Source organism: Streptomyces tremellae (genome assembly GCF_039540215.1).
GTDB classification, from domain to species: domain Bacteria; phylum Actinomycetota; class Actinomycetes; order Streptomycetales; family Streptomycetaceae; genus Streptomyces; species Streptomyces tremellae.
This window is the reverse complement of record NZ_BAABEP010000020.1, coordinates 1-11,239: the sequence shown is the minus strand read 5'-3', so window position 1 is coordinate 11,239 and position 11,239 is coordinate 1. Positions and strand designations below refer to the sequence as shown.

General features: G+C 75.0%; 11 protein-coding genes. 7 read left to right on the top strand and 4 right to left on the bottom strand.

Annotated elements, in window-relative coordinates; genetic code table 11:
* Window positions 1-105: 105 nt before the first annotated feature.
* A complete protein-coding gene (locus tag ABEA77_RS16105) occupies window positions 106-579 on the top strand; it encodes a putative immunity protein (RefSeq protein WP_345647458.1) in 474 nt (157 codons plus the stop codon).
* A gap of 284 nt (window positions 580-863) precedes the next feature.
* Here ABEA77_RS16105 and ABEA77_RS16100 read toward each other — a convergent pair whose 3' ends face one another.
* Together ABEA77_RS16100 and ABEA77_RS16095 are read right to left on the bottom strand one after the other, a co-directional pair.
* Window positions 864-2,531: an MDR family MFS transporter gene (locus tag ABEA77_RS16100; protein ID WP_345647282.1), complete on the bottom strand. Its 1,668-nt coding sequence runs from the start codon at window positions 2,529-2,531 to the stop codon at window positions 864-866.
* The gene (locus ABEA77_RS16095; protein ID WP_345647279.1) at window positions 2,528-3,091 is read right to left on the bottom strand and encodes a MarR family winged helix-turn-helix transcriptional regulator; all 564 of its coding nucleotides are present in this window, start codon (window positions 3,089-3,091) and stop codon (window positions 2,528-2,530) included. The genes ABEA77_RS16100 and ABEA77_RS16095 overlap by 4 nt, the downstream gene beginning before the upstream one ends.
* Window positions 3,092-3,418: 327 nt before the next feature.
* Here ABEA77_RS16095 and ABEA77_RS16090 point away from each other — a divergent pair, with 327 nt between their 5' ends.
* Window positions 3,419-3,979 (top strand): molybdopterin-dependent oxidoreductase, encoded by a 561-nt coding sequence (locus ABEA77_RS16090; protein ID WP_345647276.1) that lies wholly within the window; start codon window positions 3,419-3,421, stop codon window positions 3,977-3,979.
* Here the strand turns inward: ABEA77_RS16090 and ABEA77_RS16085 are convergent.
* Window positions 3,962-4,381, bottom strand: coding sequence for a TOBE domain-containing protein (locus tag ABEA77_RS16085; protein WP_345647273.1), 420 nt, complete (start codon window positions 4,379-4,381; stop codon window positions 3,962-3,964). The two genes, ABEA77_RS16090 and ABEA77_RS16085, sit on opposite strands and share 18 nt — an antisense overlap.
* Window positions 4,382-4,690: 309 nt before the next feature.
* Here ABEA77_RS16085 and ABEA77_RS16080 point away from each other — a divergent pair, with 309 nt between their 5' ends.
* Window positions 4,691-5,623: a polysaccharide deacetylase family protein gene (locus ABEA77_RS16080; RefSeq protein WP_345647270.1), complete on the top strand. Its 933-nt coding sequence runs from the start codon at window positions 4,691-4,693 to the stop codon at window positions 5,621-5,623.
* A 181-nt stretch (window positions 5,624-5,804) separates the two neighbouring features.
* Window positions 5,805-6,365, top strand: a complete 561-nt coding sequence (locus ABEA77_RS16075) for an RNA polymerase sigma factor (RefSeq protein WP_345647267.1) — start codon at window positions 5,805-5,807, stop codon at window positions 6,363-6,365.
* Between the two features lie 99 nt (window positions 6,366-6,464).
* On the opposite strand, the gene ABEA77_RS16070 is transcribed toward ABEA77_RS16075, so the two are convergent.
* The gene (locus tag ABEA77_RS16070; RefSeq protein WP_345647264.1) at window positions 6,465-7,268 is read right to left on the bottom strand and encodes a VOC family protein; all 804 of its coding nucleotides are present in this window, start codon (window positions 7,266-7,268) and stop codon (window positions 6,465-6,467) included.
* Window positions 7,269-7,602: 334 nt separating this feature from the next.
* Here ABEA77_RS16070 and ABEA77_RS16065 point away from each other — a divergent pair, with 334 nt between their 5' ends.
* From ABEA77_RS16065 to ABEA77_RS16055, 3 genes are all read left to right on the top strand, one after another.
* Window positions 7,603-8,850, top strand: a complete 1,248-nt coding sequence (locus ABEA77_RS16065; RefSeq protein ID WP_345647261.1) for an ROK family protein — start codon at window positions 7,603-7,605, stop codon at window positions 8,848-8,850.
* Between the two features lie 181 nt (window positions 8,851-9,031).
* Window positions 9,032-9,568, top strand: a complete 537-nt coding sequence (locus tag ABEA77_RS16060; protein WP_345647258.1) for a flavin reductase family protein — start codon at window positions 9,032-9,034, stop codon at window positions 9,566-9,568.
* Window positions 9,569-9,837: 269 nt separating this feature from the next.
* The gene (locus ABEA77_RS16055; RefSeq protein ID WP_345647255.1) at window positions 9,838-10,872 is read left to right on the top strand and encodes an ABC transporter substrate-binding protein; all 1,035 of its coding nucleotides are present in this window, start codon (window positions 9,838-9,840) and stop codon (window positions 10,870-10,872) included.
* The last annotated feature ends 367 nt before the right edge of the window (window positions 10,873-11,239 follow it).

Below are 11,239 nucleotides of genomic sequence, written 5' to 3'. Positions count from 1 at the left end.
GGCCCGTCTCCCGTGCCGGGGTGACGGGCCGGCGCGCGCCCCGCTCCTGCCCCGCGCGCGACGATCGCCTTCGGGACGGGCGTGAGCGGTGACTCCGAGCTGTCCATGGACGAGTCGCGTGTCGTCGCGCGCCGTGTCGCCGAGACGGCCCAGGGGGTTCTCCCGGTGTGCGAGGACGCCCACCCGGACGACGCCCGGCCGCGGGCCGCCGACGACGCGGCAGGGGAGTTCGTCGGCGGCGCGCCCAGGACCGGGCTCCGGCGTATCACGTCTGCGGACGCCCACCGGGCGGCGAGGGGGGGGCCGCCACGGAGTCCGCGCGTCTCGCCGCGCACGCGGCCGGCGATGCCGCGGCCGCCGCCTCTCCGCACCCGATCGCGAAGGCCCACCAGGTGGGCCACATCCTCCGCGCAGCCGCGCACACGGCCCGCATCACGGAGATCGCCGCGGGCGGGGACCCCGAGGCAGGGAGGCGGGCGGTCGAGGAGGTCCGCGCGCGAGCCACACCGGCACTGGTCGACGTCCTTGTGCGGTACCCCCGCGCGCCCAGCGGCAAGAGCCGCGCCGCGGGGATCATGACCGCTCTGGACCCTCCCTCCGCCGGCCCCCACGAGCGGGGGCCGGGCAAGCGTGGACCACGCGAGCGGGGACCGACCGCCCTGGCTTCTGGCCGCTGCGGACCGGGCGGCTGCCGGGGAGACGGCCCGAACACGGCAGGGGCCCGCAGTGCAGGACCACCCCACGGCTCCGCGCCGCGGCCTCGCGCAGCCGCACGGGGCCCCGTGTCACCGCCCCGCGAAACGCGTACCGGCCGGGCCCCGTCGGTGTGGGCTCGGCCGGTCGTGGTGCGGGGGCGGGAGGGGTCAGGCCGTGGGGGCCGGCTTGCTCTCCTCCTCCTTGGAGAACGCGCCCGCCGTGGTGCGCAGCGGCACCTCCTTGATCATCAGCGACAGGACGAACGCGATGACCAGCACGACCGCGCCGACCAGGAAGGCCACCGAGATCGAGTCGGTGAAGCCGACCTTGAAGGGGTGGGCGAGCGCGGGGTCGAGCTTCGCGAGGAACGAGGTGTCGTTCAACGCGCTCGTGTCGGCGTGCGTCAGCTGCTTGAGCTGCTCCGGGTGGGCCTGGGCCGCCTTCTGGAAGGCGGGCGAGGACTGCGCCGACGTGAACGCGTGGCTGATCTTGCCGACCACCAGCGAGTACACGATGGAGAGGAACACCGCGACACCCACGGTGCCGCCCATCTGCCGGAAGAACGTGGTCGACGAGGTCGCCACGCCGATGTCGCGCGGCGGCACGGCGTTCTGCATCGCCAGCACGATCGTCTGCATGTTCAGGCCGAGGCCCGCGCCGACGACGAACATCGCGAAGTCGATGTAGAGCAGCCCGCTGTCGGCCGTCATGCGCCACAGCATCAGCATGCCGGCGACCAGCAGCACGCACCCGATGACCGGGAAGATCTTGTACTTGCCGGTGCGCGAGGTGACCTGGCCGGAGACGAGCGAGAGCAGCATGATGCCGAGCACGAGCGGCAGCGTCAGCAGACCGGCCTTGGTGGGCGAGTTGCCCTTCACCAGCTGGAGGTAGAGCGGCAGCAGCGTGATGCCGCCGAACATGCCGATACCGATGATGAACGACTGCGCGGTGCCGACGGCGAAGACGCCGTTCTTGAACAGCCGCATGGGCAGCAGCGCGTCGTCCCCCGCACGGCGCTCCGCCAGCAGGAACAGCACGATGCCCACGGCGCCGACGATGTACCCGGCGAGCGAGCGCCCTGAGCCCCAGCCCCACTCGCGGCCCTGCTCGGCGACGACCAGCAGCGGCACGAGGGCGATCACCAGCGAGACCGCGCCCTGGTAGTCGATGCGGTGGTCGCGGCGCGTGTGGTCGAGGTGCAGCACCTTCGCGACGACGACGAGCGCGGCGACGCCGATCGGGACGTTGATCAGGAAGATCCAGCGCCAGCCGTCGATGCCCGCGACCGTGCCCGCGCCGGCGAGCGCGCCGCCGATGACCGGGCCCAGCACGCTGGACGTGCCGAAGACGGCCATGAAGTAGCCCTGGTACTTGGCGCGCTCACGCGGCGGGATGATGTCGCCGATGATCGCGAGGGCCAGCGAGAACAGGCCGCCCGCGCCGATGCCCTGGAAGGCGCGGAACGCGGCGAGCATGTACATCGACGTGGACAGCGTGCACAGCGCCGAGCCGACGACGAACACGGATATCGCGAACATGAAGAACGGCTTGCGCCCGTACTGGTCGGACAGCTTGCCGTACAGCGGCGTCGCGATCGTCGAGGTGATGAGGAACGCCGTGGTCACCCACGCCTGCGCGGTCAGGCCGTGCAGGCTCTCGCCGATCTTGTAGATCGCCGTGGAGACGACGGTCTGGTCGAGCGCGGCCAGGAACATGCCCAGCAGCAGGCCGGACAGGATCACCATGATCTGCCGGTGCGTGTAGCCGGTCGGTCTCGGCTCCTCGGGGCTCCCCGGGCCGACGTTGGCCGACGCGGCGTCGGTGGACGTCATTGAGTGGTTTCCTTTCGGGTCGCCGGACGGGCAGGTGCCCAGTCGGAGTCGGCGAGCGAGGTCTTGTAGGTCTGGAAGTCGTCGGCGAAGCGGTCGAGGAGCGTCGCGAGGCGGGCGCGCTCGGCGTCGTCCCAGGAGTGCAGCATCTGCTCGTAGTGCCGGTTCCTGCGCTGCTTGCGCTCGTCGACCGCCTCCCGCGCCTTGGCGGTCGCCGTGAGCAGGCTGGCGCGGCCGTCGACCGCGTCCGCGTGGCGTTCGAGGAATCCGTCCCGTACGAGCTGGGCGACGTGCCTGCTGACCGTGGAGGGGTCGGACTGGACCAGCTCGGCCAGTTCCTTCACGCGCAGAGGACCTTGCGCGACCACGGCCCCCATCAGCAGGAACGTGGACCAGTCGACGTCGTTGCGCGCCTTGTCGAGCATGGTCTGACGAGCCTTGAGGAACAGGTGCATCAGCCGCTCCATGCCCTCGGCCAGCCGGGCCGTCGGGTCGGCGCGCGTGCTGTCGTCCGGCGTCGCGAACGCCGGCTCCTGGCCTTGCTGCGGGGGCACGCCGCTCATGCCCTGCCCTCTCTGTGGCTGCGTCATGCAAGTGCATGCGTCATACAAGTGATTGCCTTGCACAACTATATCGCGTTGCTGGCGTTCATATGACCGCAGGGAGGGGTGTGGGGGAGCCGTGGCGGCGCCCGCGGCGGCGCGGCCCGCGCCGGCGCGCGGGCTGCGGCTGCGGCCGGATCCCTTGACCGTCGCCACAGATGGGGGCCCGGCACGGGAGTACGGCCCGCTCCTGAGGTTCCACGGGCCCCCGGGCCGGGCATCACGGCGGATACACCGGCCGGGGCGCCCGTCCCGCCGCGCACGAGCGCACCTCCCGAGGGGAGACTCATGAGCCGATCCCGTACCGCCGCCCGCGCACGATCCCGTACCGCTGCCTTCACCCTCGACGGGGAGGTGGCGTCCCCCGCCCGGCTGACCGTGGGCGATCTGCGCACCCGATGGCGCCAGCGCCGCGCCGACGTCGTCTTCCACTGCCTGAAGGCCGGGCCGCAGCCGCACTCCTTCAGCGGCCCGCTGCTGCGGGACGTCGTCGCGGACGCGGGCCCCGTCTTCGGCGGGCCGGGCCGCAAGGCCCGCGCGGGCTTCGTCCTCGCGGTCGACGGAGGCGACGGCCACGGCACCGTGCTGTCCTGGGCCGAGATCGACGCCGACTTCGGCAACGTGCCCGTGCTGCTCGCCACCGACATGGACGGCCGCGGCCTCGAAGCCGAGGGCGCCCAGCTCGTGGTCCCCTCCGACCACTGCGGCGCGCGGTACGTCAGCGCCGTCACGGCCGTACGGCTGACCGGGTGGCCGCGGGTGGCCGCCCTGATGGCGCGGGAGCTGCCCGCTGCCGCGGCGCCGCGCACCGGGCGGCGGGCCGCGGCCGTCTCAGGCGACGGCGAGTGAGACCTCGGTCGACTTGATCAGCGCCACCACCTCGCTGCCCTCGGCGAGCGCGAGGTCGGCGACCGCGTCCCGGGTGACCGCGGAGGCCAGCTCCGCGCCCGCGACGGCCACCCGCACGTCGGCCATGGCGCCCCCGGCCGTCACACCGGTGACCGTGCCGGGCAGCCGGTTGCGGATCGACACCGCGCCGACCTGCCCGGTGGCCAGGGCCACCTCGGTCGACTTGACCAGCGCGCGCACGGCGGTGCCCGCCTCGATGCCGAGGTCGCGCACCGCCTCCGCGGTGATCGCGGCCGTCAGGTCCTGGCCGCCGTCGAGCCGTACCCGCACGACGGCCATCGCCTCGCCCGCCTCCACCGAGGCGACCCTGCCGGGCAGTTGGTTGCGGATGCTCAGACTCATGGGGCGCCTCACCGGTCGGGAGCGGGGAACGGTCGGCCACGGTCGTCGCGGACGGTCGTCACGCCCCCGATTCTCGCCACCCGCCCCGGCCCCCGCACCCCGGGAGCCACCGCCGCACTCCCACCACGGCCCCGCGGCGCCCGCGTGCCAGAATGCGTCGGGCCCCGGACTGCCGGACTGCCGGACTGCCGGACTGCCGGACTGCCGGACTGCCGGGCAGGCGGACAGCCGGACAGCCGGACAGCCGGACAGCCGGGCAGGCGGACCGGCACAGCCTGGCAGGTGGGCGCGGCGGTGGAAGGGGCGGCGATGAGCGGCACGGACGGTACGGGCGGCGCGGCGGGCACCGGCGGCGGGCAGGAGCCCTGGCAGTGGGACGAGCCGACCTGGCGCGGCCATGTCGGCGCCGTGCGGGCGGGCCGTCCGCTGCGCCCGGCCCGCTGGCCCGGCGGCGCCCGCGCCGCCGTCGCCCTCTCCTTCGACTCGGACCACGAGACGATCCCGCTCAGGAACGACGAGACCCACCCGGGCAAGCTCTCCCAGGGCGAGTACGGCGCGCGCGCCGGCGTGCCGCGCGTCCTGCGGCTGCTGCGCGACAGGTCCGTGCCCGCGACGTTCTTCATGCCCGCCGTCTCCGCGCTCCTCCACCCCGACGAGGTACGCGCCTACGTCGACGGCGGCCACGAGGTGGCGCTGCACGGCTGGATCCACGAGCGCAACACCCAGCTGACCGCGGCCGACGAGCGCGAGCTCGCCCTCCGCGCCGCCGACACCCTGGAGTCGCTCGCGGGCCGGCGCCCCGTCGGCATCAGGACGCCGTCCTGGGACTTCTCCGACCACACCCTCGCGATCTCCCGCGAACTCGGCCTCGCCTACGACTCCTCGCTGATGGCCGACGACGAGCCCTACGAGATCCTCGACCACGGCGAGCCGACCGGCATGGTGGAGATCCCCGTCGAGTGGATCCGCGACGACGCCCCGTACTTCACGATGGACCGCTTCACCTCCTCCCGGCCCTACACCCCGCCCCGCGGTGTCCTCTCGCTGTGGCGCGACGAGTTCGACCTGGCCGTCGAGGAGGGCGGCCTGTTCCAGCTGACGATGCACCCGCACGTCATCGGCCACCGCTCCCGCTTCCTGATCCTGCGCGAGCTGCTCGACCACATCGGCGCCCACGACGTCTGGTACGCCACCCACGAGGAACTCGCCGCGTACGTGTCCCGGGAGTGTCCGGCGGGGTAACGCCTCGGCGGACGGCCCCCGTTCGGGTAGTCGTTCGGCTACTCTCGGCAAGGCGGCCGGGGACTCCCCGCGCACGCCCCGCACCCCGCGGGACGAGCGGGGCGCCGGGGCGGTCGGAGCCTGGCGGCGGGCTGCCCGCGGGGGAGCGGCACCGGCGCCACCGGGAGACGGGACGACACCCGTGCGACCTGACACACCGCCACCGGACTTACCCGCCGGGCGGCGGCCCCTCAGCCTGTGCGCCTTCCGCGCCCACCACCACCTCCTCTGGCTGCGGTACGCCCACACCCAGACCGGCAGCGCGCGGGCCGCGGAGACGATCGTCGCCGCGACCTGTGCCCGGCTCGCCGCCGACTGGCCGCGGCTGCGGGAGCGGCCCGCCGTGGCCCGCCTCGCCTGGGCCCTGCTGGAGCGCGAGACGGCCCGCTGGCTCGCCCGGCACGGCAGGCGGCCGGTGCGCGCGGGCACCGCCGCCTTCCACGAGGCCGTACGCGGGCTGCTGCTGCACGAGATGCGCGGCGCGTTCTGCGTACTGGAGGGCGAGAGCGGGCTGTACGCGGCCATCGCCGCCCTGCCGGAGCGGCAGTACGACGTGGTGGTGCTGCGCTACGTGCTGCGGGCGCCCGACGAGGACGTCGCCGCGTACCTCGGCATCGAGCCGGCCACCGTACGCTCCCATGTGCGGCACGCGCGGCGCAGCCTCGCCCGCATGCTGCACCTGGACGGGGCGGCCGTGCCGTGAGACCGGTGGGCGGCGCGCCCCGCTCCGGCCCTCGGCGCCTCCCGGCGCGCGTCTGGCCCGTGGCCCCGCGCCGGCCCGTGGCCACCCGCCCTGGCCGGCTCAGCCGCCCGCCACCGTGAACACGCCCCCGTCCGGGTCCCGCAGGGTGGCCACGAGGCCCGCGCCCCGCACGGTGTCCTGGGCGGGCGGCGCCACCACCGCGCCGCCCGCCGCCGCCGCGGCCCCGGCCGCCGCCGCCACGTCCGTCACCCGGAAGTGCACCTCCCAGCGCGGGCGCACCTGCGGGTCGGGCGGCGATTCGAGCGCGCCGCCGTACAGCTCCGCCACGGCCCCGCCGCGGTCCGCGACCCGCACGCGGTCCTGCTCGTAGCGCACGTCGAGGCCCGCCTCCGGGACGGCGCCCCAGCCGAGCACCTCCCCGTAGAAGATCGCCGCCGCGAACGCGTCACGCGTGCGCAGCCGCAGCGTGGCGGGCGCCGGGCCGTGCCCCACCGACCAGCCCTCCATCGTCATCCCCGCCCAGAAGCCGAAGGTGGCGCCCTGCGGGTCGGCGGCGAGCGCCGCCCGGCCCACCGGCATCGTCAGCGGACCGACCGCGACGGTCGCGCCGCGCTCCCTGACGCGCGCCGCGGTGGCGTCCGCGTCGCCCACGGCGAAGTACGGAATCCACGCGACCCCCGCCTGGAGGCTGCTCGCCACCGCGCCGATCCCCGCGGCGGGCGCGCCGCCGGCGCCGACCGCGACGGCGAACTCCTCGCCGAGCGGGGTCGCGCGAAAGCGCCAGCCGAGCACCGCGCCGTAGAACTCCTCGGCGGCGGCGAGATCGTGGGTCATCAGACTCACCCAGCAGGGCGCCCCCGCGAGGGCGCCCGACGGTACCGGGGTGTGGGGTGACCGCTCCATGATTCCGTTCCTCAAGACCTTCCTCCGGGGGAGTCGCCGGAGCACCGGCGGCCTGCGGGTGCTCAGCCTTCTCCTTCCCCGCCCCGCGTGCCCCACGGCTCGCCGGTACCGCCCCGCGAGATCACATGTCCATGATGCGGGCGGGTCTTGAACGCGCCCCGCAGGTCCCGTTACGTTGCGTGGCATGCAGCGGACGACGCACCTGACGACGCGAGGTCATGTCGACCTGAAGCGCGTGTGCTCCGCCGCGTGTCACCAGGTCTGAGGAAGCGTACGGCTCCCGCCGCCCGCCGGGCGGGGGAGCGCGCCAGCCCCCAGGACCTGGAAGGCCCCTGTGAAGAGAACCGACCTCTCTCACGTCTCCGACCCCGCGCCGCGCGCCGCGCGCCCCTCAGGACCGGGCGCCGTGCTGCGCGCGGTCCTCGACCACGGCCCGGTCGCGCGGTCCACCGTCGCGCGGCTCACCGGCCTCTCGCCCGCGTCCGTCACCGGCCACAGTGCCCGGCTGATCGGCGCGGGCCTGCTGCGCGAGGCCCCCGAGACCACCGGGCCGCGCGGGCTCGGCCGCCCGCACGTGCCGGTGGAGATCGGGGACCGTGGCCCGCTCACCGCGGGCGCGCACATCGGCGTCGAGCGCACCACGCTCTCGCTGATGGACCTGCGCGGGCGCGTGGTGGCCGCGCAGCCGCTGCCGCACGCGCCCGGCGCGGCCCGGGACCCCGTGCGGACGCTCGACCGGCTCTGCGCCACCCTGCCGGCCTTCCTCGACCGGCACACCGCGGGCCGCCCGGTCGCCGCGCTCGGCGTGGCCACCGGGCACCGGGTCGACCCCGCCTCGGGCACGGTGGTCGACCACCCGCTGCTCGGCTGGCGTGACGTGCCCGTACGCAAGCGGCTCGGCGCGGCGACCGGCCTGCCGGTGCGCGTCGACAGCCACGCCAGGGCGCTGGCCCGCGCCGAGCAGCTGTTCGGCGCGCCGACCGTACGGCGCGCGGCACGGGCCAGCGCCGTCCTGCTGTTCGTCGGGGCCGTCGTGGACGCCGCCTTCACCACGGGAGGCGTCGTGCACGAGGGTCCGCGCGCGGGCGCCGGCGGGGTGGCGCACCTGCCGGTCGGCGGCGAGCGGGGCGAGGCGCCGGCGCCGTGTGCCTGCGGAGCCCTCGGCTGCCTGACGGCCGAGGTCTCCGAGCGGGCCACGCTGGCGCGGGCGGCCGCCACCGGGCTGCCCGCGCCGTCCTTCCGCGCGCTGCTCGACGCGGCGCTCGCGGGCGAGCCGCGGGCGCGCCGGATCTTCGAGCGGCGTGCCGTGCTCGCGGGCCGGGCGGCAGCGCTGCTGCTCGACATGTTCGACCCCGCGGTGCTCGTCGTGGTCGAGCCGGGGGCGGGCCGGCTGCCCCACTGCCTCGCCGCGCTGCGCTCCTCCGCCGCCCGCCACTCCCGCTCGCTCGGCCGCGTCGACACCGAGAGCACCGTCGTGCCGAGCAGTTTCACCGGCGAGGTGCTCGCCACCGCGGGCGGCGCGGTGGCCCTGCACGCGCTCTACTCCGATCCGCTCGGCCAATTCCCGCTGCCCCGGACTTAATTCAAAGAGTTGCATTGTTGACCGGCCGCCAAAAGGCCCCGGATGATGAGTACACGGCAATTACGGGCGCGAACGCACGGGCCGCGCCCGGGAATTCGGCATTGCCGTGAGTTCCGCCCTCACCTTTCGCCATTCCGCTTTTCCGCGCGCCCCCTCCGCCCCTTCCTCCCGAGGGAGAACCATGTCCTCCACCGTTTCCGGGACGACCCCGGAGCGTTTCAAACAGGCATTCAGGAACCACCCCGCGGGGGTGGTCGTGGTGAGTGTCGACGCGGGCCGCGGGCCCACCGGATTCACCGCAACCTCGCTCACCTCCCTGTCGCTCGAACCTCCCCTGGTCTCCTTCGCCATCGGTACCGGCACCTCTGCGTGGCCGCACGTGGAGCGGGCGGCGAGCCTCGTCGTGAACTTCCTCGCCGCCGGCCAGGAGGACGTGGCGATCCGCTTCGCGACCAGCGGCATCGACCGGTTCGCCGCGCCCACCCGGTGGTTCCGCCATCCGGCGGGCGACCCGGTGCTCGACGGCACCGCGGGCTGGCTGCGGGCCGACGTCGAGCGCACCGTCCTCGCGGGCGACCACCGCATCGTCGTCGCCCGCGTCGCGGAGGCACGGCTGGACGAGAGGGGCGTGCCCCTGGTCTTCCACGCGGGCCGGTACCACACGCTGCCGAACGGCCCGGCCCTTTCCCACGTCCGGAAGAACGGGACGACTGCATGACGACGCCGCCGAAGCCGAAGCCGAAGCGGAATCCGCCGACGCCGCCGCGTCCGGAGCCGATCACGCCGATCACGCCGCCGGCCTCGAAAGCCCCGAAAGCCCCGAAATTCCCGACAGCGCCGACAGCGCCGACAGCGCCGAAAATACCGACTGTGCCGACTGTGCCGACGGCGCTTTCGGCCCTTTCCGCGCACCCCCGGGAACCGGCGCCCCGGACGCATGCCGGGCGGCCGGAAAACCCGGTCGCGCGCGCCCGGGAGCGCGCCGTCGTGCACCGCCGCTCCTTCCTCGGCCTGCTCGGCGGCGCAGGCCTCGCCCTCACCGGCTGCGCGGGCGCGCGCACCTCCGCGGGCGCGGTCTCCCTGCCCAGGGCGCTCCCCTCGGGAGCGCCGCCCCCGGGCACCCGCCTCGCGATAGCCAGCCGTACGACCCAACTCCAGCTGGCCGCCTCGGGGATGGCGAAGGAGCTGACGTTCCACGTCTCCCAGTGGCCGAACCTCAGCGCGGGACCCGACATCATCCAGGGCTTCCGGGCGCACTCCGTCGACCTCGCCGTCAACGCCGGCATCCCGCCGCTCCAGGCGGCCGCGATCGGCGTCGCCAACCGCATCGTCGGCGTCGCGGTCAAGAACAGGCCGCAGTACGTGTTCGCCACCGCGCCCGGCTCCACCGTGCGCGGCCTGGAGGACTTCGCGGGCCGCACCATCGCCTTCTCGCAGGGCCAGGCCCAGGGCGTCGTCGTACTGCGCGCCCTCAAGGAACAGGGGCTCTCGGCCGGGGACGTGACCCTCGTGCCGCTGCCGAGCACGCAGTTCCTCACCGCGCTCCAGTCCGGGCAGGTCGACATCGCGCCGCTCGGCGAGCCCACACTCACCAAGTACCTCACCCAGTACCGGGGCGACGGCGCCCGCGCCGTCACCACCGACGTGCTCGACCTGCTCACGGTCCTGTGGGCCCCGGCCGAGGTGCTCGCCGACCCGGCGAAGGCCGCCGCCGTGCGCGACGTCGTCCCGCTGTGGGCGCGCGGCCAGGTGTGGGCCTGGGAGCACGAACACGCGTGGATCAGCACGTACTACGTGCGGGACCAGGGCGTCACGGCGGCCGACGGCGCCCGCATCGTCGCCGCCCAGGGACGGCCGTACTTCCCGCGCGACTGGTCGCGGGCCATCGCCTGGGAGAAGGAGACGTCCGATCTGATGGCGGCGGGCGGCTTCATCCCGAAGACCGAGGCGGAGCCCCTCTTCGACCGCCGTTTCGAGCACCTGGCCGCGGCGGCCGTCCCCGCGGCGTACCGGAGGCCCTGACATGTCCGACACCCGCACCGAGGCCGCCGCGGCGGTCGTGCGCGCCCCCGGGCGCCCGGCGCGTACGGGCGCCGCCGCCCCCGCAGGGGAACCGGCGGACCGCGGCGGCCGGCCCACGGCCCGGCGCCTCGGCCCCGGCGGGGGGCTGCCGTTCGGCCGGCTCATCGGGCCCGCCCTGCTCGTGGCGGTGTGGTGGGGCGCGGCCGCGCTCGGCCTGCTCGACCCGCGCATCCTCTCCGGCCCCGCGGACGTGCTCGGCACCGCGCGCGACCTCGTCGCCCAGGGCCGCCTCCAGAGCAACATGCTCGTCTCTAAGTCGGATCGTAGCCATGTCGTTCTGTGAGCCAAGGAGTTGGGATCGCACGTT